Origin of the sequence: Paraburkholderia bannensis NBRC 103871, from assembly GCF_000685015.1 — a bacterium.
In the GTDB taxonomy this organism is placed as follows: domain Bacteria; phylum Pseudomonadota; class Gammaproteobacteria; order Burkholderiales; family Burkholderiaceae; genus Paraburkholderia; species Paraburkholderia bannensis.
This window is the reverse complement of the sequence record NZ_BAYA01000006.1, coordinates 121829-146041: the sequence shown is the minus strand read 5'-3', so window position 1 is coordinate 146041 and position 24213 is coordinate 121829. Positions and strand designations below refer to the sequence as shown.

At 66.3% G+C, this 24213-nt stretch carries 26 protein-coding genes and 1 other RNA gene; 13 read left to right on the top strand and 14 right to left on the bottom strand.

Annotated features, from left to right (window positions below; genetic code table 11):
- Positions 1-85 precede the first annotated feature (85 nt).
- From cysD to cobA, 3 genes are all read left to right on the top strand, one after another.
- Positions 86-1048 (top strand): sulfate adenylyltransferase subunit CysD, encoded by a 963-nt coding sequence (gene cysD / locus BBA01S_RS11940; RefSeq protein WP_027816650.1) that lies wholly within the window; start codon positions 86-88, stop codon positions 1046-1048.
- 25 nt (positions 1049-1073) lie between these two features.
- Positions 1074-2390 (top strand): sulfate adenylyltransferase subunit 1, encoded by a 1317-nt coding sequence (locus tag BBA01S_RS11935; RefSeq protein WP_027816649.1) that lies wholly within the window; start codon positions 1074-1076, stop codon positions 2388-2390.
- Positions 2391-2458: 68 nt separating this feature from the next.
- The gene (gene cobA, locus BBA01S_RS11930) at positions 2459-3214 is read left to right on the top strand and encodes a uroporphyrinogen-III C-methyltransferase (RefSeq protein WP_027816648.1); all 756 of its coding nucleotides are present in this window, start codon (positions 2459-2461) and stop codon (positions 3212-3214) included.
- A 78-nt stretch (positions 3215-3292) separates the two neighbouring features.
- On the opposite strand, the gene BBA01S_RS11925 is transcribed toward cobA, so the two are convergent.
- From BBA01S_RS11925 to lptF, 3 genes are read right to left on the bottom strand one after another with little or no spacing between them, the layout of a single operon-like run.
- Positions 3293-3676 (bottom strand): sirohydrochlorin chelatase, encoded by a 384-nt coding sequence (locus BBA01S_RS11925; RefSeq protein ID WP_027816647.1) that lies wholly within the window; start codon positions 3674-3676, stop codon positions 3293-3295.
- A gap of 45 nt (positions 3677-3721) precedes the next feature.
- A complete protein-coding gene (lptG, locus tag BBA01S_RS11920; protein WP_027816646.1) occupies positions 3722-4870 on the bottom strand; it encodes an LPS export ABC transporter permease LptG in 1149 nt (382 codons plus the stop codon).
- A gap of 3 nt (positions 4871-4873) precedes the next feature.
- The gene (gene lptF, locus BBA01S_RS11915; protein ID WP_027816645.1) at positions 4874-5974 is read right to left on the bottom strand and encodes an LPS export ABC transporter permease LptF; all 1101 of its coding nucleotides are present in this window, start codon (positions 5972-5974) and stop codon (positions 4874-4876) included.
- 134 nt (positions 5975-6108) lie between these two features.
- Between lptF and BBA01S_RS11910 the strand changes: the two genes are divergently transcribed.
- The 3 genes from BBA01S_RS11910 (at position 6109) to BBA01S_RS11900 (ending at position 8683) form a co-directional block, all read left to right on the top strand.
- Positions 6109-7620 carry a leucyl aminopeptidase gene (locus tag BBA01S_RS11910; protein WP_027816644.1) on the top strand — a complete coding sequence of 504 codons (1512 nt, stop codon included), beginning with the start codon at positions 6109-6111 and terminating at the stop codon, positions 7618-7620.
- Positions 7621-7660: 40 nt separating this feature from the next.
- A complete protein-coding gene (locus BBA01S_RS11905; RefSeq protein WP_027816643.1) occupies positions 7661-8077 on the top strand; it encodes a DNA polymerase III subunit chi in 417 nt (138 codons plus the stop codon).
- A gap of 72 nt (positions 8078-8149) precedes the next feature.
- On the top strand, positions 8150-8683 hold the full coding sequence (locus BBA01S_RS11900) for a DUF2486 family protein (RefSeq protein ID WP_245641481.1): 534 nt from the start codon (positions 8150-8152) through the stop codon (positions 8681-8683).
- A 48-nt stretch (positions 8684-8731) separates the two neighbouring features.
- Here the strand turns inward: BBA01S_RS11900 and BBA01S_RS11895 are convergent, their stop codons facing one another.
- Together BBA01S_RS11895 and ilvD are read right to left on the bottom strand one after the other, a co-directional pair.
- The gene (locus BBA01S_RS11895) at positions 8732-9055 is read right to left on the bottom strand and encodes a c-type cytochrome (protein ID WP_084162116.1); all 324 of its coding nucleotides are present in this window, start codon (positions 9053-9055) and stop codon (positions 8732-8734) included.
- 182 nt (positions 9056-9237) lie between these two features.
- Entirely contained in the window at positions 9238-10911 is a 1674-nt protein-coding gene (gene ilvD / locus BBA01S_RS11890; RefSeq protein WP_027816640.1) for a dihydroxy-acid dehydratase, read from the bottom strand.
- A 172-nt stretch (positions 10912-11083) separates the two neighbouring features.
- On the opposite strand from ilvD, the gene BBA01S_RS11885 reads away from it, so the two are divergent.
- Positions 11084-12031, top strand: coding sequence for a LysR family transcriptional regulator (locus tag BBA01S_RS11885; RefSeq protein WP_027816639.1), 948 nt, complete (start codon positions 11084-11086; stop codon positions 12029-12031).
- Positions 12032-12182: 151 nt separating this feature from the next.
- Complete coding sequence (lgt, locus tag BBA01S_RS11880; protein ID WP_027816638.1) at positions 12183-13094, top strand: prolipoprotein diacylglyceryl transferase; 912 nt, start codon at positions 12183-12185, stop codon at positions 13092-13094.
- A gap of 128 nt (positions 13095-13222) precedes the next feature.
- Here the strand turns inward: lgt and BBA01S_RS11875 are convergent, their stop codons facing one another.
- The 5 genes from BBA01S_RS11875 to BBA01S_RS11860 all read right to left on the bottom strand — a co-directional run bounded on the left by BBA01S_RS11875 (position 13223) and on the right by BBA01S_RS11860 (position 15802).
- Complete coding sequence (locus tag BBA01S_RS11875; RefSeq protein ID WP_027816637.1) at positions 13223-13951, bottom strand: SIMPL domain-containing protein; 729 nt, start codon at positions 13949-13951, stop codon at positions 13223-13225.
- Positions 13952-14286: 335 nt separating this feature from the next.
- Positions 14287-14745, bottom strand: a complete 459-nt coding sequence (locus BBA01S_RS11870) for an EVE domain-containing protein (protein ID WP_027816636.1) — start codon at positions 14743-14745, stop codon at positions 14287-14289.
- An 89-nt stretch (positions 14746-14834) separates the two neighbouring features.
- Positions 14835-15015: non-coding RNA, 6S RNA (ssrS, locus tag BBA01S_RS45480), on the bottom strand.
- Between the two features lie 125 nt (positions 15016-15140).
- Complete coding sequence (locus BBA01S_RS11865; protein ID WP_027816635.1) at positions 15141-15455, bottom strand: cell division protein ZapA; 315 nt, start codon at positions 15453-15455, stop codon at positions 15141-15143.
- On the bottom strand, positions 15452-15802 hold the full coding sequence (locus BBA01S_RS11860; protein ID WP_027816634.1) for a hypothetical protein: 351 nt from the start codon (positions 15800-15802) through the stop codon (positions 15452-15454). Before BBA01S_RS11860 ends, BBA01S_RS11865 begins: the two co-directional genes overlap by 4 nt.
- A gap of 543 nt (positions 15803-16345) precedes the next feature.
- Between BBA01S_RS11860 and BBA01S_RS11855 the strand changes: the two genes are divergently transcribed.
- From BBA01S_RS11855 to cobC, 5 genes are read left to right on the top strand one after another with little or no spacing between them, the layout of a single operon-like run.
- Positions 16346-17347, top strand: a complete 1002-nt coding sequence (locus BBA01S_RS11855; protein ID WP_084162114.1) for a FecCD family ABC transporter permease — start codon at positions 16346-16348, stop codon at positions 17345-17347.
- Positions 17344-18171 carry an ABC transporter ATP-binding protein gene (locus BBA01S_RS11850; protein ID WP_042296858.1) on the top strand — a complete coding sequence of 276 codons (828 nt, stop codon included), beginning with the start codon at positions 17344-17346 and terminating at the stop codon, positions 18169-18171. Before BBA01S_RS11855 ends, BBA01S_RS11850 begins: the two co-directional genes overlap by 4 nt.
- A 46-nt stretch (positions 18172-18217) precedes the next feature.
- Positions 18218-19288, top strand: a complete 1071-nt coding sequence (gene cobT / locus BBA01S_RS11845; protein ID WP_027816631.1) for a nicotinate-nucleotide--dimethylbenzimidazole phosphoribosyltransferase — start codon at positions 18218-18220, stop codon at positions 19286-19288.
- Positions 19289-19335: 47 nt separating this feature from the next.
- Entirely contained in the window at positions 19336-20103 is a 768-nt protein-coding gene (locus tag BBA01S_RS11840; RefSeq protein WP_027816630.1) for an adenosylcobinamide-GDP ribazoletransferase, read from the top strand.
- Positions 20088-20696 (top strand): alpha-ribazole phosphatase, encoded by a 609-nt coding sequence (gene cobC, locus BBA01S_RS11835; RefSeq protein ID WP_027816629.1) that lies wholly within the window; start codon positions 20088-20090, stop codon positions 20694-20696. Before BBA01S_RS11840 ends, cobC begins: the two co-directional genes overlap by 16 nt.
- Before the next feature lie 41 nt (positions 20697-20737).
- Here the strand turns inward: cobC and BBA01S_RS11830 are convergent, their stop codons facing one another.
- From BBA01S_RS11830 to cobU, 4 genes are read right to left on the bottom strand one after another with little or no spacing between them, the layout of a single operon-like run.
- Positions 20738-21634 carry a cobalamin-binding protein gene (locus BBA01S_RS11830; protein ID WP_042296856.1) on the bottom strand — a complete coding sequence of 299 codons (897 nt, stop codon included), beginning with the start codon at positions 21632-21634 and terminating at the stop codon, positions 20738-20740.
- A complete protein-coding gene (cobD, locus tag BBA01S_RS11825; RefSeq protein WP_027816627.1) occupies positions 21634-22656 on the bottom strand; it encodes a threonine-phosphate decarboxylase CobD in 1023 nt (340 codons plus the stop codon). Before cobD ends, BBA01S_RS11830 begins: the two co-directional genes overlap by 1 nt.
- Positions 22649-23584: a CobD/CbiB family cobalamin biosynthesis protein gene (locus tag BBA01S_RS11820; RefSeq protein WP_027816626.1), complete on the bottom strand. Its 936-nt coding sequence runs from the start codon at positions 23582-23584 to the stop codon at positions 22649-22651. The genes cobD and BBA01S_RS11820 overlap by 8 nt, the downstream gene beginning before the upstream one ends.
- Positions 23578-24141: a bifunctional adenosylcobinamide kinase/adenosylcobinamide-phosphate guanylyltransferase gene (gene cobU, locus BBA01S_RS11815; RefSeq protein ID WP_027816625.1), complete on the bottom strand. Its 564-nt coding sequence runs from the start codon at positions 24139-24141 to the stop codon at positions 23578-23580. The genes BBA01S_RS11820 and cobU overlap by 7 nt, the downstream gene beginning before the upstream one ends.
- Positions 24142-24213: the final 72 nt, after the last annotated feature.

Here is a 24213-nt window from a genome sequence, read left to right as displayed (position 1 = left end):
GGTAGCGAAGTCGAATACAGAGTAACGCGCCCTGATTTCCGGGACTTTCCGGCGACGGGGCGCGATCAGACGAAGGATTCCGAACATGAGCACGACGCTCGACTCCGCAGTGAACGCGCCGCTTCAGGTCACGGCGAACCGCATGGACCATCTCGATTGGCTCGAAGCCGAGTCGATCCACATCCTGCGCGAACTCGTCGCCGAGTGCAGCAAGCCCGCGCTGCTGTTTTCGGGCGGCAAGGATTCGGTGGTCGTGCTCGCGCTCGCGCTGAAGGCGTTTGGTCTGGGCGCGAACCGCAAGACCTCGCTGCCGTTCCCGCTCGTGCACATCGACACGGGTCACAACTACGAAGAAGTGATCGACTTCCGCGATCGCCGCGCAGCCGAAATCGGCGCGGAACTCGTGGTCGGTCACGTCGAAGATTCGATCAAGAAGGGCACGGTGCGCCTGCGCCGCGAAACCGATTCGCGCAACGCTGCGCAAGCGGTCACGCTGCTCGAAACCATCGAAGAATACGGCTATACCGCGATGATCGGCGGTGCGCGCCGCGACGAAGAGAAGGCCCGCGCGAAAGAGCGCATCTTCTCGTTCCGCGACGAATTCGGCCAGTGGGATCCGAAGGCCCAGCGCCCGGAACTCTGGAGCCTGTACAACGCGCGTCTGCATAACGGCGAACACCTGCGCGTGTTCCCGATCTCGAACTGGACGGAACTGGACGTGTGGCAATACATCGAGCGCGAAAAGCTCGAACTGCCGTCGATCTACTACGCGCACCAGCGCGAGATCGTGCGCCGTAACGGCCTGCTCGTGCCGGTCACGCCGCTCACGCCGATGAAGGAAGGCGAAGTCAGCGAAATGGCGCAGGTGCGTTTCCGCACGGTTGGCGACATCAGCTGCACCTGCCCGGTGGCGAGCGATGCCGACAACGTCGAGAAGATCATCGCCGAAACGGCCGTGACCGAAATCACGGAACGTGGTGCCACGCGCATGGACGACCAGGCGTCGGAAGCCGCGATGGAACAGCGCAAGAAGCAAGGTTATTTCTAAAGAGCACGCAGAGGAAGAATTGAACATGGTTACGACGCATCAACCTGAAGACCTCGGCGTGCTGCGCTTCATCACGGCCGGCAGCGTGGACGACGGCAAGAGCACGCTGATCGGCCGCCTGCTGTACGACAGCAAGGCAGTTTTGAGCGACCAGCTTTCGGCGCTCTCGCGTGCGAAGAACAAGCGCACCGTCGGCGACGAGATCGACCTGTCGCTGCTCACGGACGGCCTCGAAGCCGAGCGCGAGCAGGGCATCACGATCGACGTGGCGTACCGCTACTTCGCCACGGCCAAGCGCAAGTTCATCATCGCCGATACCCCGGGCCACGAGCAGTACACGCGCAACATGGTGACGGGCGCATCGACGGCGCACGCCGCGATCATCCTGATCGACCCCACGCGCGTGACGGTCGAAAACGGCGTCACGCAACTGCTGCCGCAAACGAAGCGCCACAGCGCCATCGTCAAGCTGCTCGGCCTGCAACACGTGATCGTCGCGATCAACAAGATGGATCTGGTCGATTACAGCGAAGCGACCTTCAACCTGATCCGCGAAGCTTACGTCGATCTCGCGCGCCAGCTCGGTCTGGAGAACGTGCGTTTCGTGCCGGTGTCGGCGCTCAAGGGCGACAACATCGTGACGCTGAGCGAGCGCATGCCCTGGTACGCGGGCGAGCCGCTGCTCGATCTGCTGGAGCAACTTCCGGTTGCGCAGGCAACGGGCGACGCGCTGCGCTTCCCGGTGCAATGGGTCGCGCGCCAGGACGGTTCGAGCGCCGATGACTTCCGCGGCTACATGGGCCGTATCGAAGCCGGCGAAGTGAAGGTTGGTGACGCCATCACGGTGCTGCCGGCAGGCCGCGCAGCCACGGTCGCGGAAATCATCGCGCCGGTGCCGGGCGGCACGGCGCAGGTCGATCGCGCCTTCGCGGGCCAGACCGTCACGATCCGCCTGACCGAAGACGTCGACGTCTCGCGCGGCGACACCTTCGTGCCGGCCAACGACGAGACGCAACCGGCGAAGAAGCTCGAAGCGGATCTCTGCTGGTTCGACGAAGAGCCGCTCTCGCCGCAGCGCAAGTACCTGCTCAAGCAGACCACCAGCACGGTGTTCGCGAAGATCGGCGCGATCAAGGAAGTGCTCGACGTGCATACGCTGTCGCACGCCGTGGATCGCCAGAACCTCGCCATGAACGACATCGGCCGCGTTTCGCTCACGCTGCAAAAGCCGCTGGTCGCAGACCTGTATGATGTGCACCCCGGCACCGGCGCGTTCGTCCTCATCGACGAGGCAACGCATCACACGGTGGCTGCGGGCATGATCCGCGCGCTGACTGCCTGACGGCTTGAATGGCAGTCCAGTCGCTACAGGCGCGCACGCTCGCTCCGGTCGATACAGGGTTCTGAAATATGGGTAAGGTCTATCTGATCGGCGCCGGGCCGGGCGCGGCGGATCTCATCACCGTGCGCGGCGCGCGCCTGCTTGGCCAGGCGCAGGTCGTGCTCCACGATGCGCTCGTCGAGCCCGCCATGCTGGACTACGCGCCGCAGGATGCGAAGTTCATCGCGGTCGGCAAGCGTTGCGGCCAGCGCTCGACGGCGCAGCAGTTCATCAACAAGCAACTGGTGGATGCGGCGCGCGAGCATGACATCGTCGTGCGCCTGAAGGGCGGCGATCCGATGCTGTTCGGCCGCGCCGACGAGGAAATGCGCGCGCTCGAAGCGGCGGGCATCGAATTCGAGGTCGTGCCGGGCATCACGGCGGCGCTCGCGAGTGCGGCGACGTTGCAGCGCTCGCTCACGCTGCGCGGCGTCTCGCGCAGTGTCGCGCTGGCAACGTATTCGCGCGCGGCGGGCAGCGACGAGATTCGCGAGCACGTGAACGCCGATTCGCTGGTGTTCTACATGGGCCGCGACAGCGCGCCCGATATCGCACAACAGCTGATCGACGCGGGCCGTCCGGGCACCACGCCGGTGGCGATCGTCGAGGCTTGCAGCACGGCGCGCGAGCGCATGCTCACGCTCACGCTGGCGGGTCTGGCGGCGGGCGACGCGCAGGACTGGCTCGACGCGGCGCAGCCGAGCCTGCTCATGATCGGCGAAGCGTTTGCCGAGCGGGCAGGGCAGGAATCGGATCTTGGCGACGACCGCCTGGCAGCAGCCTGAGGTCTTGCCATAAGAAAACAGAAGGGCCGCTGAAAAGCGGCCCTTCTGCGTTTACATCGGTTCTTTGATTGACCTGAATCAGGTGTCGCGTGTGAGGCAATACTGAACGATTGCGTCGAGCACGCCGTCGTCCTCGCCCACCGCCGTCGCGCAATCGATCTTCACGTCGGGATGCGCAGCCTGGCATTGCGCGATGAGTTCGGGCAGGTCGCGGCGGATATGACCGCCCTGGCCGAAGAACACCGGCACCACCGTAATCGCCGTGCAGCCCTGTGCGGCCTGCGCAGCGATGGCTTGCGGCAGGTCTGGCGTCATGAGTTCGAGAAACGCGAGGTCGACGGGGCCGCCCGCCCCGCCCGCGCTGCGTGCAGCGGCCAGCTTGGCGGCCAGACGCGTGAACGGCTCTTTCCAGCGCGCGTCGCGCGCGCCGTGGCCGAAGAGGATCATGCCGTGCGTAGCCATCGTTGCCATCCTGAAGCGCGTTGGTCGAGACGTCGAGACCCGGCGCTAGTGCCGGTCTACCCACTTCAAGCCCAACAGCCCAAGCGCCAGATAGATCAGCGCGGGTGTCGCCGCCGTGAGCGGCGCAGGCCAGGTATTCAGGTTGCCGATGTGCGAGAACAGCGTGTTGACGAGCTGGAAGCTCATGCCGAGCATGATCCCGCCGAACACCTTCACGCCCACCACGCCCGCACGCGTATGCAGATACGCGAACGGCAGCGACAGCACCAGCATCACGAACACCGCGAACGGGTAGAGCAGCTTGCGCCACAGCGCGATTTCATAGCGCTGCGTGTCCTGATGGTTCTCGGTCAAATGCTGGATGTAGCGGAACAGGTTGAACATCGACATGCGATCCGGCGACACCAGCAGCACCGACAGAATCTGCGGCGTCAGTTCCGAGCGCAGCGAGTATTCGGGCGTCGAGGTCTGCGTCGCGCGATAGATCGGCGCGAGCGCGTCGGTCGGCTGGTTCTGCGGCGGCGGCACGCTGATCAGTTCGGTGTCCGTCACGTCCTTGAGCAGCCAGTGGCCCGGCGGCTGGAACTTGCCGCTTTTCGCCACGCGCACGTTCGAAAGACGGAACTGCGAATCGAATTCGTAGATGCGCACATTCGTGATGGTCGCGTCCGGCTGCAACTCGCCGACGTTGACGAAGCGCGTGGCCTGCTCGCCGTCGGCGCGCTTGGTGAGCGTGTCCTTCACCCAGACGCCTGATTTGAAGTCGGTCGACACCGCGGAGCCGAGCGCTTCCAGACGCACCTTCTCGGAGAGCTGATCCGTGTACGGGCCGACGACTTCGCCGATCAGGTAGGTGAGCAGCACGAGCGGCACGCCGATCTTTAGCAGCGAGCGCAGCGCCTGGCCGGTCGCGAGACCCGAGACGCGGAAGATCGTGAATTCCGAGCTCGCCGCCATCTGCGCGAACACGTAGATCGCGGCGATCAGCGCGGCGACCGGAATGATTTCATAGAGCCGCGACGGCGCCTGGAGCGCCACGCGCAGCACCGCGTAGGTGAACTTGTAGTTGCCGTGGCCGACCGAGTTCAGCTCGTTGATCAGGTCGAAGAAGAAGAACAGGCCGGAGAAGGCGAACAGAATAAAGATGAACGTCAGATAGACCTGACGCGCAAAGTATTTCTCGTAAATGCGCATCGGTCAGTTCCCCTGCGACGCGCGGCTGAACATCGCGCGGGTAAAGAGCGGCCGGTTGCGCACACGCAGCCAGAAAATAAAGGCGACCAGCGCGAGCACGACGACGTGCAGGATCACGAGGCCGAGGCCGAACGACATCTTGCCCTGCTCGATCTGCGACTGCACGACGTTGAGCAGGTTCGAATAGGTGAGGTAGATCAGCACGGCCATCACGAGGTTGATCGTGCGGCTGCGGCGCGGATTCTGGTACGCGAGCGGGATCGCCAGCAGCATCAGGTTGATCGCGATGAGCGGCAGACCCATGCGCCAGGCGAATTCGCCCAGGTTGTCGTTGGTCGGATTGCGCAGCAGGTCGGGCGTCGAAGTCGTGCTCGACGTGGGCGTATTGACCACGGGCTGGCTCTGGATCTTCACGCCGTAGCGCTGGAACTCGGAGATGCGGAAGTCGGGATGACCCGGCTCGCCGTCATAGCGCCGGCCGTTCTCCAGCACGATGAAGCGGTCGCCGTCCTTGGTCGATTCCGTGTGGCCGGTCTTCGAGACGATTACGTTGACCTTGCCGTTTTCCGTGCTCGTGACGAACACGTTCTCCACGCGCCCTTGATCGGGGCTCATGCTTTCGATGAAGAACACGCGATGCGTGGTGGGCGATTCGCGGAACTGGCCGGGCGCGAGCAGCGACACTTCATCGCGCTGCTGGAAGCGCGCGCGGATGAGCTTGCTCTGGGCGTTCGACCACGGCCAGCCGATGAAGGCGAAGAACACGATCAAGAGGATGATCGGCGTGGAAAACACGGCGATCGGCTTGATGAGGCGCGTGAGGCTCACACCGGAGGCGAGCCAGACGACCATTTCGGAATCCTTGTACCAGCGCGTGAGCACGAACAGGATCGACACGAAGAGCGTGACAATGAGCATCACGGCCAGATAGCCGATCACGGTCAGGCCGATCAGGACCAGCACGTCGCGCGGGTCGATCTGGCCCGATGCTGCGAAGCCGACGATGCGGATCATCATCGTCGTCAGCATGATCGTGAGCAGAACCATGAACACGGCGCCGGCCGTGTACGCGAGTTCGCGCTGCAGGGAACGTTCGAAGATCATTCTAGATGGGCAGGGCGGGCGGCCTGCGCTGGGCGCCGCGCTGCTTGCGCTACTACCCAGGAGCCGCCGCGGGAAAAATAGCGGATAATTGCGGCTTTCATCCTAAGCCCTGATTTTATCCGAGGACAAGCGCGATGGACTTTAGCATAAAAGCCTGTGATTGGAGCAAAGGCGGGGAAGGCCCCTTCCTGACCGGCAAGTCGGATTGCGTCGTGGTCGGTGTCTTCGAAGCGCAGACTCTCTCCGGCCCGGCATTCGTGATCGACGGCGCACTCGGCGGCACCATCGCCCGCGTCGTCAAGGCCGGCGACATGGACGGCAAGCCCGGTTCGACCTTGTTCCTGCCGGAAGTCACCGGTATCGGCGCCTCGCGGGTGCTGCTGGTGGGCCTCGGCAAGCAGGATGCCTTTGGCCAGAAGGCCTATGGCGAAGCGGTTCGGGCCGCATGGCGCGCGATTCTCGGCACGCGCATCGCCCAGGTGACCTTCTCGCTCGCGCAACTGCCCATCAAGGAGCGCACCGGCGACTGGGGCGTGCGCGCCGCGATCCTCGCGCTGCGCAACGAGACCTACCGCTTCACGCAGATGAAGAGCAAGCCTGACGTGGCTCAACGCGCGCTCAAGCGCGTGGTCTTCAGCGTGGACGCCGCCGACGAAAAGCTCGCGAAGCTGGCTGCGAAGCAGGCCGTGGCGCTTGCCAACGGCATGGATCTCACGCGCGACCTCGGCAACCTGCCGGGCAACGTCTGCACGCCTACCTACCTCGCGGCCACGGCCAAGAAGCTCGCGCGCGACTGGAAGCTCAAGGCCGAAGTGCTGGGCCAGCGCCAGATCGAAGCGCTCAAGATGGGCTCGTTTCTTTCTGTAACAAAAGGTTCGGTCGAGCCGCCGCAGTTCATCGTCCTGCACTACCAGGGCGCCAGCGCCAAGGCCGCGCCGGTCGTGCTGGTCGGCAAGGGTATTACGTTCGACACGGGCGGCATCTCGCTCAAGCCCGGCGAGGGCATGGACGAGATGAAGTACGACATGTGCGGCGCCGGTTCGGTGCTGGGCACGATGCGTGCGGTCGCGGAAATGGGCCTGAAGCTCAATGTGATCGCGGTGATTCCGACCTGCGAGAACATGCCGGCCGGCAACGCCACGAAGCCGGGCGACATCGTCACGACGATGGCCGGCCTGACCGTCGAGATCCTCAACACGGACGCCGAAGGCCGCCTGATCCTGTGCGATGCGCTCACCTATGTCGAGCGCTTCAAGCCGGCTGCGGTCATCGACATCGCCACGCTGACGGGCGCTTGCGTGATTGCCCTCGGTCATCACAACAGCGGTTTGTTCTCGAAGGACGATGCGCTCGCGGGCGAACTGCTGGACGCCTCGCGCGAAGCGAACGACCCGGCGTGGCGCATGCCGCTCGACGACGAGTATCAGGATCAGCTCAAGTCGAACTTCGCGGACATCGCCAACATTGGCGGGCGTCCGGGCGGTGCGGTGACGGCTGCGTGCTTCCTGTCGCGCTTCACCGAAGCCTACCCGTGGGCGCACCTGGACATCGCGGGCACCGCGTGGAAGGGCGGCGCCGCGAAGGGGGCAACGGGCCGTCCGGTGCCGCTGCTCGCGCAGTTCCTCATCGACCGCGCGGCGCAATGACGTTAACAGTAGTAAACGAAGCAGGCGTAGGAGTTGCAGCATGACGCGCATCGACTTCCACACGAACGTGGGCGATGCGCTGCTGTACGCGTGCCGTCTCGTGCGCAAGGCGTATCTGGCCGACCAGCAGGTCGTTGTGCTGGCCGAGCCCGCGCGCCTGCGCACCTTCGACGAGCTGCTGTGGACGTACTCGCCGCTAGAGTTCGTGCCGCACTGCATGGCCGATAGCGCGCTCGCCGCGCAAACGCCCATCGTGCTGGCCGCCGATCTTGAGCGTGCGCCGCATCATCGCGTGCTGCTCAATCTGGGCGCGGCGGTGCCTCCGCAGTTCGCGCGCTTCGAGCGTCTGCTGGAGGTGGTCGGCGATGCACCCGAAGAACTCGCGTCGGGCCGCGAGCGTTATCGCTTCTATCGCGACCGCGGCTATACGCTGAACAACTACAAGCAGGGCGGTTGAGCGCGGCTCACGGCGGTCGCCTACCCGGCTTGATGATTTGATGTGCGAAATCGATATCCGAAGGAGGTGATCGTGACCGACCTGCATGAAATCGAAGAGGCGCCGATCCCGCTTTTGGGCGACATCCTCGTGCCGGGCAATCTGCTGCGTGCGCGCTCGCCGTTCGAGCGCGCGCCGTTGCCGGAGTCGGCCAGCGTGCCTGAGGGCGCGCCGGAGCCGGTGGCCACGCCCACGTCGCCTGAAACCATGGCCGCGGCGCATGCCGTGCCCGAGCCCACTCTGGGCCATGCGCCCGAACCCGCCGTGGCGCACGCTCCCCAGCCCGCGCCGCCGCGTGAAGACGCCTACGCGCTCTACGCCCAGGACGCCGACGCACTCGTCGAGCGTCTGCGCGGACGCGCCCTGAGCTGGCTGACCGGCGAAGGACGCGAGGTGATCGAGCAGCGTTGCAGCGCCGCGATGCAGGAGCATTCGCACTGGATCGTGGGTCAGGTGTCGCGCGAGATCGGCCTGGCGCTGGAAACCGAACTCAAAGGCTGGGTCAAGGCCGCCGTGCGCGAGGAACTCGCCGCGCGCGCGACGCATGGGACGACGCCTGGCGCGTAAGCGCGAGAATGTAGATGGGCATATGAGCGCCTCGCCCGAGGCGCTCGCTTATTTCAGCGTAAGAATCCAGCTCGCGAGCATGGCCGCCTGGCCGGGGCTTAATTGCGTGTTGGCGGGCATCGGCACCATGCCCCACACGCCCGCACTGCCTTCCATGATCTTGTGCGAGAGATAGGCCTGCGCTTCAGGTTTGGCGGCGTACTTCGACGCGACATCGCGCAGCGCCGGGCCCATGAAGGTGCGCGTCACCGAATGGCAACTCATGCAGTTCTGCTGTTGCGCGAGCGCAAGGCCGCTCGCGGTGTTGCTCGCACCGGCCTGCGCGTGGGCCGCGGGCGCAGCCAGTGAGCAGCACAGTGCAATGGCAGCCATGGCCAGTGCCAGCGGGGCAGCCGGCGTCGCTGTCTTGTTCTTCGCTTGCGACTTCAGTTTCATGCTGGTCTCCGCCAGCGTGGTCGCCGGCTGTGTCGTCGCATTATAGAAGCAAAGGGCGCCTCGTCTGACAGCGCGCCCTTTTGTCTATCCAGCGATGCCGACAACGCCGCGCTACGTGCTCATCCCGTTACCGCGCCCCGATTCGAAGGCCCCGCGAGCGCCGCGAACTTCGCCAGCACGCCGCGCGTATATCGCGGCGCAGGCTGCTTCCACGCGGCGCGGCGGCGCGCGAGTTCGGCGTCGTCGATGTTCAGTTGCAGCAGCAGCTGGTGGGCGTCGATGGTGATGGAGTCGCCGTCCTGCACGAGCGCAATCGTGCCGCCTTCAAAGGCTTCGGGCGCGACGTGCCCGACCACCATGCCCCACGTTCCGCCCGAAAAACGCCCGTCCGTAATGAGCCCGACCGACTCGCCCAGGCCCTTGCCGATGATCGCCGAAGTCGGCGCGAGCATCTCCGGCATGCCGGGGCCGCCCTTGGGGCCGAGGTAGCGCAGCACGACGATGTCGCCCGCCTTGATCTTGTCGGCGAGGATCGCTTCCATCGCGCTCTGCTCGTCGTCGAACACGCGCGCCGGGCCGGTGATGACGGGGTTCTTCAGGCCGGTGATCTTGGCGACCGCGCCGTCCGTGGCGAGATTGCCCTTCAGGATCGCCAGATGGCCTTCCTTGTACAGCGCCTGGTCGATCGGATAGATCACCTTCTGGTCGGCGCGCGGTTTCGAGGGCACGTCCTTGAGTTCTTCGGCGATCGTGCGGCCCGTGATCGTCATGCAGTCGCCGTGCAGCAGGCCCGCGTCGAGCAGGATCTTGAGCACCTGCGGAATGCCGCCCGCCGCGTGCAGATCGGTCGCCACGTATTGCCCCGAAGGCTTGAGGTCGCAGATCACCGGCACTTTCTTGCGCATGCGCTCGAAGTCGTCGATGTCCCATTCGATTTCGGCGGCGTGCGCGATCGCTAGATAGTGCAGCACGGCATTGGTCGAGCCGCCCGTCGCCATGATGAGCGCCACGGCGTTCTCGATCGACTTCTTTGTGATGATGTCGCGCGGCTTGAGGTCTTGCTTGACCGCCTCGACCAGCACGCGCGCCGACTCCGCCGCCGAATCGACTTTTTCCTGGTCGGGATTGGCCATCGTCGAGGAGTAGAGCAGCGACATGCCCAGCGCCTCGAACGACGAACTCATCGTGTTGGCCGTGTACATGCCGCCGCACGAGCCGGTCGACGGACAGGCGTTTTTCTCGACGCCTTCGAAGTCCTCTTCGCTCATGCGCCCGGCGGTGAACTCGCCCACGGCCTCGAACGCCGACACGATGGTCAGGTCGTGGCCCTTCCAGTGCCCCGGGCGGATCGTGCCGCCGTACACATAGATGCCCGGCACGTTGATGCGCGCGAGCGCGATCATGCCGCCCGGCATGTTCTTGTCGCAGCCGCCGATCACGACCACGCCGTCCATCCATTGCCCCTGCACGCAGGTCTCGATGCAGTCGGCGATCACTTCGCGCGAGACGAGCGAGTACTTCATGCCCTCGGTGCCCATCGACATGCCATCGGAGATCGTCGGCGTGCCGAAGGTCTGCGCATTGGCGTCGGCGAGCTTGACGGCGCCCACGGCCGCATCGGCCAGGCGCTGCAGGCCCGCGTTGCAGGGCGTGATGGTGGAGTGGCCGTTGGCAATGCCGATCATTGGCTTGTCGAAGTCGGCCTTCTCGTAGCCGAGCGCGTAAAACATCGAGCGGTTCGGCGAGCGCGCGACGCCTTGCGTGATGTGCTTCGAACGACGGTTGTAGGACATGGGGGACGCTCCGTTGGACTAAGTCTTGTGAGCCGGGCGAGGCAGGGTTATCGACTTGTTGGCGATGCGCCGGCACGTCGAAACAGAATGGTATTTCGCGAGCGCAATGTCCAATATATTATTCGTGGCTTATTGAGTCGTAAAAAGTATCAATGACGCTTCTCACTTCATCATGAGCACAGCGATTCCCGACCTGCGCCAGTTGCGCTATTTCGTGGCCGTCGCCGAGGAACAGCACTTCGGCCGCGCCGCTGCGCGCCTGTCGATGACGCAGCCGCCGCTGTCGCAGGCGATCCGCGCGCTGGAGGAGACGCTGGGCGTCGAGCTGTTCGCGCGCACGCGCCGCTCGGTCGAGCTGACCGCCGTGGGCGCCGACCTGCTGCCCGAGGTGCGCCGCCTGCTGGCGGCCGCCGAAGCGCTGCGTCCGCTCGCGCAAAGTCTCGCGCGCGGCGAGGCGGGCGTGCTGGCGCTGGCCTTCGTGTCGACCGCCGACTACGGCTTGCTGCCCGCGCTGCTGCGCGAGTTCGGCGTGCGTTATCCGCGCGTGCGCCTGCAACTGACTGAGGCGACCAGCGACGTGCAGGTCGAGGAACTGGTGGCGGGCCGCATCGACGCTGGTCTCGTGATCGCACCCGTGCCGCCGCGCCACGCGGCGCAGCTGGCGTATCTGAGCGTCGCGCGCGAGCCGCTGGTGATCGCCATGCCCACGGCGCTGGCGCAGCGCACCGGCAGCCCGACGGCGGACGGCTGGTGCGAGACGCCCGTGAGCCTGCGCGAGATCGCCGAAGCGCCGCTCGTGGTGTTTCCGCGCCATCTGGCCCCCGGCTTCTTCGACACGATCATGGACTGCTACGGCGCGGTCGGTCTCGCGCCGCGCGTGGGTCAGGAGGCGATCCAGATGCAGACGATCGTGAGCCTCGTTTCGGCGGGCATGGGCGTGGCGCTGGTGCCGCAATCGCTGCGCCATCTGCGGCGCACGGGCGTGGTCTATCGCCCGCTCGCCGAAGCGGTGCCGACGATCGAAACCGGCCTCGTCTGGCGCGCGGCGGAGGTGAGCCCGGTGCTGGCGGCGTTCATCGACATCGTGCGCACGCATGCCGCTTTCATATCCGGCCCTTAAAGTGGCCGATGGGGCGCTGAGGAAGGCAGAAATGTGCAAAATGGCTCGCGGCCCCTCGCGTCGGCGATAATGTCACGCTTCGGCGTCGCCACCCGCGGCGCATCCTGCAAACCGCTTTCAAAGCTCACCGCCGACAAGAACGCTTTCCACGATGCTCATTCACCCGAATTTCGACCCGGTCGCCATCCATCTGGGGCCGCTCGCCGTGCGCTGGTACGGCCTGATGTATCTCGTCGGCTTCATTCTCGCGATCGTGATTGGCCGCCTGCGCCTGCGCCTGCCGTTCGTGGCCGCGCAGGGCTGGACTGCCAAGGACATCGACGACATGCTGTTCTACGGCGTGCTCGGCACCATCCTGGGCGGGCGGCTGGGTTATGTGCTGTTCTATAAGGCGAGCTGGTATTTCGCGCATCCGCTCGACATCTTCAAGGTGTGGGAAGGCGGCATGTCGTTCCACGGCGGCTTTCTCGGCGTGACCTTTGCGATGGTGCTGTTCGCGTGGCAACGCGGGCGCACCTGGCTGCAAGTCACGGACTTCGTCGCGCCGATGGTGCCGACGGGGCTGGCCGCCGGACGCCTGGGCAACTTCATCAATGGCGAGCTGTGGGGCCGCGTGACCTCGCCCGATTCGCCGTGGGCGATGATGTTCCCCGGCGCTGCGAACGACGACGCCGCGTGGCTGCAAGCGCATCCCGCGCTGGCCGCGAAGTGGCATTTGAACGAAGTGTTCGCGCAGTATCACCTGCTGCCGCGCCATCCGTCCGAGCTGTACGAAATCGCGCTTGAAGGCATCGCACTGTTCATCGTGCTGATCCTGTTCTCGCGCAAGCCGCGTCCGGTTGGCGCGATCTCGGCGATGTTCCTGATCGGCTATGGTCTCGCACGCTTCACGGTGGAGTTCGCGCGTGAACCCGACGATTTCCTCGGCCTGCTCGCGCTCGGTTTGTCGATGGGCCAATGGCTCTCGCTGCCCATGATCATTGCGGGCGTGCTGCTGATGATCTGGGCGTATCGCCGCGCCAAACGCAATCCGGCTTCGCAGCCAGTTGGCGCAAAAAGCTGATAGGGCTGATAAGGCTGCCAAGGCCGATCAAGCTGATCGATAGCGCGCGTTGTTCCACTGACGCGCCTGTAAAAAAAGCCACGGTTTTCCGTGGCTTTTTTCATGGTGCGGCGCTTTGAGAGACTGCGTTACTTCATCTGCACCGAGCCCGACACGTTGACGGTCACCGTCGAGGTGCCGCCTTCGAGCGGCATCGGCGCCATCTTCGCATCGGCGCTCGCGGCGCGTGCGCTCATCATCATCATCGGACGCGGCGGCACGCCGTTGTGGCCGACGTTCACGTCGCGAATCGAGTAGTTGCTGTAGCCGAATGCACGCGCAGCCGCGCTGGCCTGCTCGCGGAACGAAGCGATCGCTTCGCCGGAGAGCTTCTGTTCGGCGGCGCGCTGCGCTTCGGGCGACAGCGAGAACTGCACGTTGCCCACCTGCATCACCGACGAGATGTCGCCCGCGAGTTTCGACGCCGCCGCGAAGTCATGCGATTCGAGCACGACCTCCGTGCGGCCACGCCACGCGGAGATGCGGCCATCGCGATCCGTGGACGGATAGATCGAGAACTGGCCCGAGCGCGCGGTGACGCCCGCGACACCCTTGGCCTTTTGCAACGCGATATCGGCGCGTTGATTGAGCGTGTTCGTGAGCGACGCGGGATCGCTCGCTTCCTGCTCGTAGAACAGCGTGATCGTGACGACGTCCTGCGGCACCTCGGCGCTTGCCTGCGAGGACAGCGAGAGCACGCCCGAGGGCTGGTAACGCGCTTCGCTTTGCGCGAATGCGGCACGCGGCGCGAGCGTCATGGCCAGCGGGACAGCAGCGGCAAAAGCGGCGGCGAGCGTGACGGCGGTTGTTCTCTTCATTTTGGGCTCCTTGCAGAACGGATTACGCAAGCGGCCGGCACACGTTCATGAGCCTCTGCACGGGCAGGGACAAACACACGAACAAACGCACGAACAAACACGAACGCGTGCCGCGCGAGCGCATGATTGTGCGCAAGTTTGGGCACGCATGTCGGCTGCGTGTGCAGGCTGAAACTGCGGAAGATGAAACGTGTGTGGCCGCGCGTGTTCTTGGAGCGATGCGCCGCGTGTGGGGTTCCCGCTGCGGGCAGGGCGTTTTGCAATCTTTGTAGATTGCGAAGCCGGTCGCCGGAGCGATTGCAGGGCGCCGTTGTCCGCGATGAAGCCGAAGTGCCTTACATCAGTCGCTTCGTGATGAAGTCCCACTCGGGCTTCGTGACGGGCGTGATCGAGAGGCGATTGCCTTTGGCGAGCACGCGCATCTCGGCGAGTTCGTCATGCTCGCGCAGCGTGGCGAGCGCAATCAGCGCGGACTTCTTCTTGAACACCACATCGACGAGCATCCAGCGCGGGTTCTCCTGCGTGGATTTCGCGTCGTAGTAGGGGCTCTTCGGATCGAATTGCGTGGGATCCGGATAGGGTGTCGACGACACTTGCGCAAGACCTGCAATGCCAGGCTCGGGGCAGCTCGAATGATAGAAGAGCACGCCATCGCCGACCTGCATGGTGTCGCGCATGAAGTTGCGCGCCTGATAGTTGCGCACGCCCGTCCACGGCAACGTGTGGTGCGGTGCGTTGGCGAGATCGTCGATGCTTGCTTCGTCGGGTTCGGACTTCATTAGCCAGTAGCGCATGAGTCGAAGAAGAACGTCGGAAGAGGAGGGAGGGCTGAGGGAGGCCGCAATGGAAAACGGCATCGGACACATGTCCGATGCCGTTCGAATAGGTCCCCGCCTTAGCCGCTAGGCCGGCATCCTGAACCGAGGGTTCAGAATTGGTCGCAGTTAGCAGCACTTCGGGTACATCAGACTAGTGACGCGCACACCCGTGCTACAAATTTCCGCAACCGTGCACATGGCATTGGTTCAAGGAATATATGACCTTGGCGAACCAGGCAGGGAAGCTGACTAAACCTGTTTCGAAACGTATTGTGTACGCTTCGATGAACTGCATTCTAGCGCATTACGTGCTGTCTTTTGTAACGAGGCAGATCGAATTCTGTGTTTCGAATACCGCGCTAATCGAGACCTTACTGCACACCGTACTGCTGGATGACTGCGCCGAGCTGTTCATTCATTTGGCGCATTGTACGACGGATTTCTTCGGCTGGGAATGCTTCGCCGTGTCGCACGCTGGTCTGCAGGCGCAGCAGTTCCGAGGCCAGCGAAAGCGCGGCCATCACGGCAATACGATCCTGGCCACGCACGTTACTGTGATTGCGGATCTTCGACATTTCCGCATCCACGCGCGCGACGGCTTCAAGCAATGCGGCTTCGGTTTCCGGCGAACAGGCGAGGCGATAGCTCTGGCCGAGAATCGTCGCTTCGATCTGTTTGGTCGTCATGCATTTTCTCCGTGGCGAGCGGCATTGTCGTCGGCGGCGTCTTGCGACGGGGCGAGCAGATCGAGCTGGTTCTCGCGGTCTGCGCCCGCGCGTGCGCGGGGCAGCTTTTCGAGGATCGCGTTCAGTCGAACCTGTGCGTCGTCGATCTTGGCGGAGAGACCGTCGCGCTCGGCTTGCAGCGCGTCGCGCTCTTCGCGCACCTGTTCGAGTTCGGCGCGGGTCGCTTCGCATTGCGCCTGCAATTGCGCGAGTTGCTCTTCGAGCGCCACGCGTGCTTCATGATGGCGCTGATTAATCTCGATCAGCCGCCCGATGTTTTGTGAGAGTGTTTCGAGTTCGTTGAGCATGTGCTGCGTCCTCTAAAGACAGGCATTCTAGCGCGGATTGTCGCGTATTCCGACATCCACGACGTTTCCAGACGTAACATCCCTACTTCTTGCCCGTATCTTGCAGTTTCGGGCCCGCAAAGCCGACTTGCTTCGACCGCTGGAATGCGTTTTGCCGGGCCGCAAAAGCGGCGTCTTTTTTACGGGGCAGTCCTCGCGCGGCGCAATAATGACGCTTTGTGAAGCTGTCGATCGGGCGTTTCTACACGGGCGCTCTGTAAAAACAGGGGCCAAGACGTTGGCGCATAGTGTGGATTCGCGTGGAGGCACGCGCGCTATTCACCTGAAACTTCACTCGCGTTTGACGGCCATTTCATTCCACGAGGCAAAAGAACGGACAATAGCGAGTCGCGTCATGCACTGCGCGTTGAACTGCGCCTTGAATCCGATTTCGCGATCCCCTGAATCCGACCACTGCCGACGATGCGAACCGCAAGCTCCGACGATCCGCGCCACGCCCATGCGCCGCCGCCAATGCGCTCGGCCGGGCGCGCGCGTCCCGCGATGCACGCGCGTCGCGCCGTGACGATCTGGTGCGTGCTCGCGGTGACGTCGTGCGCGGTGTTTTTCGCATCGCTCGTGACCGGCAGCGTGCCGGTGACGTTCGCGCAAGCGCTGCATGCGCTCTGGCCCGGCGCCGGGCCGCACGATCTCGCGAGCGACATCGTGCACACGCTGCGCTTGCCGCGCGCGCTCGGCGGCTTTGCGTGCGGTGCGTTGCTCGCGCTCGCGGGCGCGCTATTGCAGGTGCTGCTGCGCAATCCGCTCGCGGAGCCGTATGTGCTCGGCGTATCCGGTGGCGCGGCTGCATTCGCCCTCGTGGCGATGATCGCGGGCTTCGCTTGGTGGGGTGTGCAGGCGAGCGCCTGTGCGGGCGCGTTCATCTCGATCCTGCTCGTGCTCGGCCTGGCTCGCCGCGAACTCTGGCGCGGCGAGCCGCAGGACAGCTCGCCGCGCCTCCTGCTCACTGGCGCAGTGACGGCGGCGGGGTGGGGCGCGCTCATCACCTTGCTGCTAACGCTTGCGCCCGATGCACGCCTGCGCGGCATGCTGTTCTGGCTCACCGGCGATCTCGACGGCATTGGGACGGCCTGGCCTGCGTGGATCGCGCTGGTGCTCGTGCTGGGTTTCGGCTTGTGCGCCGCGCCGCGTTTGAACGTGCTGCTGCGCGGCGACGCTGCCGCGCAGGCGCTCGGCGTGCCGGTGCTGCGTCTGCGGCTGGGCGTCTATCTCGCGGCTTCGCTCGCGGCAGCGGCTGCCGTGACGACGGGCGGCACCATCGGCTTTGTCGGGCTGGTCGTGCCGCATCTGTTGCGGCTCGCGTTCGGCAACGACCAGCGCATGCTCGTGCCCGCCGCGGCGCTCGCGGGAGGCCTCGCCGTGATGGCCGCCGATCTCGCGGCGCGCACCGTGGCCGCGCCGACGCAATTGCCCGTAGGCGTCGTGACCGCGCTCGCGGGCGTGCCCGTGTTTCTGTGGATGTTGCTGCGCAGGCGCGCATCATGAAGACGGCCAACGCCTTGCTCGCCACACAAGCGCTCACGCTGCGCGCGGGCACGCGCACGCTCGTCGAAAACCTCACGCAATGCTTCGGCGCAGGCGAAATCTGGTGCGTGGCGGGCGCGAACGGCGCGGGCAAGACCACCTTGATCGCCACGCTCGCGGGCTTGCGTGCGCCCGCTGCGGGCCACGTCGAAATCGACGGCATGGCATTGCGCGACTGGAAACCCGTGCAGCTTGCGCAACGTCGCGCGCTCATGCCTCAGGACGTGCGCGACGCGTTCAGCGCGAGCGTGCTCGATATCGTGCTGCTCAACCGTTATCCGCATCTCGCGGGCTGGGGTTGGGACAGCGACGAAGACCGCGCCGCCGCGCACGCGGCGCTTGCGCAACTGGGCCTCGAAGCCTTCGCTGCGCGCGACGTGCTCTCGCTCTCGGGCGGCGAGCGCCAACGCGTCGCGCTGGCGGCCGTGCTGTGCCAGGCGGCGCCGCTGCTGCTGCTCGACGAACCGCTCGCGCATCTCGACCTGCATCACCAGATCGCGTGTCTCGAAGCGCTCAGGCAATGGGTGCGTGTGGATGCGCGCTCGGTCGTGTTGTCGTGCCACGATCTCAACCTCGCGCGCCGCTATGCGACCCACGCGTTGCTGCTCGATGGCCGTGGCGGCTGCTGGGCCGGCCCGGTGCGCGACGTGCTCACCGCCGAACGCGCGAGCGAAGCGTTCGGCCATCCCCTCACGCTGATTCGCGACGGCCCGCACGAGGCGCTCGTGCCCGCGCTGGGCCACGCCGCTTTCTCCCTGCATACCGATGCCGCGCACGAACGTTGAACCGACGTCGCGCGCAACCCGAACACAACGCCTACCAAGAACCGATATGAGCACCACGCTTTCCGACCTGATCACCGTCGAGCCGCTGGACACCTCGCTGCGCGACACGCTCCAGCATCTCATCGACACCAAGACCAAGCCGCCTGGCAGCCTTGGCCGCCTCGAAACGCTCGCGCGCCAGCTCGGCATGATCCAGCGCACGACGCAGCCGCGCGTCGAGCGCCCCGCGATGATCGTGTTCGCGGGCGATCACGGCATCGCGCACGAAGGCGTGAGCCCCTATCCGCAGGCCGTCACCGCGCAGATGGTCGCGAACTTCCTCGCGGGCGGCGCGGCCATCAACGCCTTTAGCGGCGTGGCCGGGCTCGAACTCGAAATCGTCGATGCGGGCGTGGCGACGCCGCTGCCGCCCGTCGATACCTCCAGGCTCGTTTCGGTTCCCATCGCGCAGGGCACGCGCAACTTCGCGCACGACACGGCCATGACGCGCGAGCAGGCCATCGCCGCGCTCGCGGCGGGCGCGGCGCGCGTGCGCCATCATGCGGCGCTTGGCACCAACGTGATCGGCTTCGGCGAAATGGGGATCGCGAATACCTCGGCAGCGGCGTGCCTGATGAGCCGCCTGTGCGGCGTGCCGATCGACGAATGCGTCGGGCGCGGCACGGGCCTCGACAATGCGGGCCTCGCGAAAAAGCGCAACGTGCTCGCGGCGGCGCTTGCGCGCCACGCGAACGCGCGCGATCCGATCGATGTGCTCGCAACCTTCGGCGGCTTCGAAATCGCAATGATGGCAGGCGCGTATCTCGAAGCGGCGCGTCAGCGCATGGCGATTCTCGTCGATGGCTTTATCGCGACTTCGGCGCTGGTGGTGGCCGATGCGCTCTCGCCGCACGTGCGCGATTACTGCGTGTTCGCGCACGCGTCGAACGAAGCGGGGCATCGTCGCATGCTCGATCATTTCGGCGCGCGCGAGCTGCTCACGCTCGACCTGCGGCTAGGCGAAGGCACGGGCGCGGCGCTGGCGGTGCCGCTGCTGCGTGCGGCCACGGCGTTCCTGAACGAAATGGCGAGCTTCGAATCCGCAGGCGTCGACGAGCGCAGCGAGCGTGGGCATTGAGCGACGCCGATGAACGCGCGGACGGGGCGAATGGCCGTGCGAGCGCCATGAATCCGCTCATGGAAGTGCGCTACTTCTTCACGGCGCTCGGCTATTTCACGCGCGTGCCGGTGCCGCGCTGGGTAGGCTTCGAGCCGCAGTGGCTCAACGCTGCGGCACGCTATTTCCCGCTCGTCGGCGTGTTGATCGGCGCGCTCGCGGCGCTGGTCTATCTGGCCGCGCTGCATGTGTTTCCTTCGAGCGTGGCCGTGCTGCTTTCCATGGCCGCGACGCTGCTGGTGACGGGCGCTTTCCACGAAGACGGTCTCGCCGATTGTCTTGATGCGTTCGGCGGCGGGTACAAGAAAGAGGACGTGCTGCGCATCATGCACGACTCGCGCGTTGGCGCGTTCGGTGCGATTGGCGTGGTGGTGGCGCTTGCGCTGAAGTGGCAGACGCTGGCGTCGCTGCCGCCGTTGCGCGCGGCCACGCTGATGATCGCGGGCCATGCGGCGAGCCGCGTGTTCGCGATCAGCTATCTGTCCTCGCTCGATTACGTGCGTCCCGAAGGCAAGGCGAAGCCCGTCGCGCAACGCTTGAGCGCGCTCGCACTGATGTGCGCAAGTGTGTTCGGCTTGCCGTGGCTTTTCTGGCCCGCGTGGCCGGACTGGCGCGCGGCGCTCGCGACGCTCGCCGTGCTCGGCGCGCTGCGCTTTTTGCTCGGGCGTTATTTCGTGCGGCGCATCGGCGGCTATACGGGCGACTGTCTCGGCTTCGCGCAGCAGATTTTCGAACTGGCGATTTACCTCATGGGGCTCGCATGGATCTCGTCCTGATCCGCCATCCGGCTGTGGCGCTCGAAGCGGGTATTTGCTACGGCCGCTCCGATGTCGCGCTGGCGGCCAACGCCGAAGCGGGCGCGGCATCCATTGCCGCGCGTCTGGCGGCGCTGGGCGTGCGGGCTCCCGCGCGTATCGAAACAAGTCCGCTCACGCGCTGCGCGAGCGTAGCGCGCGTGCTGGCGCGCGATCACGCTTCGGCTGAGTCGCTCGTGCCGCACGAAGATGCGCGACTCGCGGAAATGGATTTCGGCGCGTGGGAAATGCAGCGCTGGGATGGTATCGAGCGCGCGCAGATCGACGCATGGGCAGCCAATTTCCTGTACGCTCGCGATCATGGCGGCGAAAGCGTCGCGCAATTCGATGCACGCGTGACGTCGTGGTTCGAATCGCTCGACGCGAATCAAACCGGGGCGCGCGCCACGGTCTGGGCTGTCGCGCATGCGGGCGTGATCCGTACGGTGGCGGCGCGTGCGCTGGGCGTGCCGCTGGAGCGCTGCGTGCGCTGGCCGCTGGAAATGGCCGCAATCGTGGTGCTGCACCGCGAATCGTCGAGCGGCGAATGGCTGCTCTCGCGCTGGAACGCTTGACGCGCGATGGTCACGCTTGCGTCAATTATTCGGAATCCAGATCAATTCGTGCGTGCACGCTGCAAGTCTTCGCAGAGCCGTTGCGCACCTTGCGCGATGCGCGGGCCCGCACGCGAGAGCAGGTCGCCGTCGATGGCGTAGAGGTTGCCGTGCGCGACCGCCTTCATTTGAGGCCACGCGCGCCAGCGCTCCAGTGCGGGGAGCAGGCGATCCGGCGCGGTCGCGCCCGCCGAGGCCGTCACGATCGCATCGGGATTCGCGGCGATCACGGCTTCGGTCGACAGCGTCGGCACCTGCGGGCGCAGCGCGGCGAACACATTGCGCCCGCCGCATAGTGCGATCGCATCGGAAATCATCGACTCGCCGTTGATCGTCATGAGCGGCTGATCCCACACTTCGTAGAACACGCTGACCGGCGCGCGCTGTGCGTAGGTCGCGCGCAGTTGCGCGATCTGGCCGCGATATACGCGCGCTGCGTCCTGCGCGGTTGCGTCAGTGCCGAGCAGCGCGCCCAGCCGCGTGAGCGAAGTCGCCACGTCGTCCAGACGATGCGGCTCGCTGAAGAAGAGCGGAATGTGCAACTCGCGCAGACGGTCGAGCTGCTGCTGTGCGTTGCCATGACGCCAGACGACGATCAGGTCGGGCTTGAGCGCGGCGATGCGTTCGAGGTCGAGCGCGCGGTTGTCGCCCACGCGCGGCACGCTCTTCGCCTGCGGCGGGTAATCGCTGTAGCTCACCGCGCCGACCAGCTTCGCGCCGCCGCCTGCCGCGTAGACGAGTTCGGTGATGTGCGGTGCGAGGCTCACCACGCGCTGCGCGGGCCCGGCGAGCGTGATGGTGTCGCCGTTGTCGTCGACGGCGCTCACGGGCGCGGCGTACGCGACGCCGAGGGTGAATGCTGCCGCGAGTATCGGTGCGAGACGAACGAGCGCGCGCATCAGCCGATGGCCTCCACCGCGTGCGCGAGCGCCGCTGCGAAGCGCTGCCATTCGTCTTCCGACGCGGGCAGGCCGAAGCGCAGGCTCGCGGGCGCATCGAAGCGGCGCGTCCAGACCGCGCGCGCGGCGAGTGCGTCCTGCAACTGCGCGGCGCGCGCATCGGCGATCCAGGCGTAGAGCGGCGTGGCGTGCGGCGTGAAGCCATGCGCGCGGAGCAGGGCAGCGAGCCGCGCCCCCTCGGCGGCCAGGTGTTCGCGCATCGCGGCTTGCCAGGCGGTGTCTTCGAACGCGTGCGTGACGGCGTGGCGCGCGGGCCCGCTGACCGTCCACGCGCCCAGCCGCGCGCGCAAGGCCGCGAGCAGCGCGGGCTGCGCCAGCGCGAAGCCGCAGCGCGCGCCTGCCAGGCCGAAGAATTTCCCCGGCGAGCGCAGCACGACCAGACCTTCGCGATCGACGGCATTGGCCAGCGACGCCGCGCGCGCCGGAGCGTACGCATCGGCGAAAGCCTCGTCGACGATCAGCGTGCCGCCGCGGGCGGCCAGTTGCGCGTGCCAGCGCAGCAGCGTGTCACGGGCGACGAGCGTGGCGGTCGGATTGTTCGGGTTCACGACGACGGCGTGCGTGATGTCGTCGGGGAGCGTCCCGCAATCGATGTCGAACGGCACGACCGTGTGGCCCGCCTGCGCGAACGCGGGCGCGTACTCGCCGTAGGTGAGCGGCGCGATGGCCACGCGCGCGGGCGGCAGCAGCGCCGGCAGTGCGCGAATCGCCGCCTGGCTGCCGGCCACGGGCAGGACGTGGCAGGCCTCGGGCGCGCCGTAATAGCGGGCGGCGCAGGCCGCGAAGCCGTCGCCGTCTTCCGGCAGGCGTCGCCACGCCGAAGCGGGCACCGGCGGCACCGGATAGCCGTGCGGATTGATGCCGGTCGACAGGTCGATCCAGTCGTCCCAGCCAATGCCATAGCGCTGCGCGGCCTCGCGCAGATTGCCGCCGTGCGCGACCATGCGAAGGGTTTCAGACATGCGTCGCCACGCTCACAAAAGCCAGCGCGATCAGCGCGGCGAGCCAAAGGATGGTGGTGCGCTCGACGAGGCGCAGCGCGGCTTCCACGTCCTGCGCGCGCGGCGGCGAACCCGCGCCGAGCGGCGGGCGCTCCTCGACGGCGCCGTGATAGACGGCCGCGCCGCCCAGCAGCACGTTCAGGCTGCCCGCGCCCGCGGCCATCACCGGCCCGGCGTTCGGGCTTTCCCAGCGGCGCGCCTGCTCGCGCCAGCAGCGCAGCGCCACGCGCGTATCGCCGAGCAGCGCGTAGCTCGTGGCCGTCAGGCGCGCGGGAATCCAGTTGAGCACGTCGTCGATGCGCGCCGCCGCCCAGCCGAAGCGCAGGAAGCGCGGCGTGCGGTAGCCCCACATCGCGTCGAGCGTGTTGGCGAGGCGGAACGCCAGCGCGCCCGGGCCGCCCGCGATGGCGAACCAGAACAGCGCGCCGAAGATCGCGTCGTTGCCGTTTTCGAGCGCCGATTCGCAGGCCGCGCGCGAGAGCGCGGTGGCGTCGGCGTTGGCGGTGTCGCGCGAAACGATGCGCGCCGTGAGCGTGCGCGCTGCCGCGAGATCGCGTTCGGCGAGCGCGCGGGCGATGGGCGCAATATGTTCTTCGAGACTGCGTGCGCCGAGCGCGAACCACAGCAGCGCAACGTGCACCGCCCAGCCGAACGGCCAGGGCAGCGCAGCGCACAGGACGATCGCCATGACGACGGGCGGCGCGACGGCGAGCAACCACGCGAGCAGCCCGAGCGGACGGCCGCGCCGGCCGGTGTTCAGGCGTTTTTCGATACGGCCGGCGAGGGTGCCGAAGGCGACGAGCGGATGCGCGCGGCGCGGCTCGCCGAACCAGCGGTCGACGGCGACGCCGGCCACGGCGAGCGCGGCGGTGACGGGCAGGCTCAGCATGATGCGGGCGCCTTCAGCACGAGCGGCAGGCCCGCGGCCACGAGCGTCGCGCGGTCGGCGAGTGCGGCGATGCGCTGGTTCAGGCGGCCGAGCTCGTCGACGTAAAGACGCGTGGCTGCGCCCATCGGCACGACGCCCATGCCGATTTCGTTGCTCACGATCAGCACCGTGCCGCGCGCGCGCTCGCAGGCTGCGGCGAAGGCGTCGATGCGCTCGCGCCAGTCGGGACGCGGGCTGTCGGAATCGGGCGGGCAGAGCAGCGTGGCGAGCCAGAGCGTGAGGCAGTCGATCAGCACGCAGTGGCCTGCTGCTGCGGCGGCGTCGAGCGCGCCAGCGAGATCGAGCGACGCCTCGACGAGGCCCCAGTGCGCGGGCCGCCGCGCGCGGTGATGGCCGATGCGCGCCTGGAATTCGGCATCGGCATGTGCGCCTTCGGGCACGGCTGCGGTGGCGATATAGGTGACCGGCAGGCCGCTTTCGGCTGCCAGACGTTCGGCGTAGGCGCTCTTGCCCGAGCGCGCGCCGCCGACGATGAAGGTGAGATCGCGTGAAATCATCGCGTGATTGTAGCGGCTGTGTCAGGCGTAGCCGCGCGCCTCGCAGGGCCACGCGGCTGCGCGTGTAGGGGC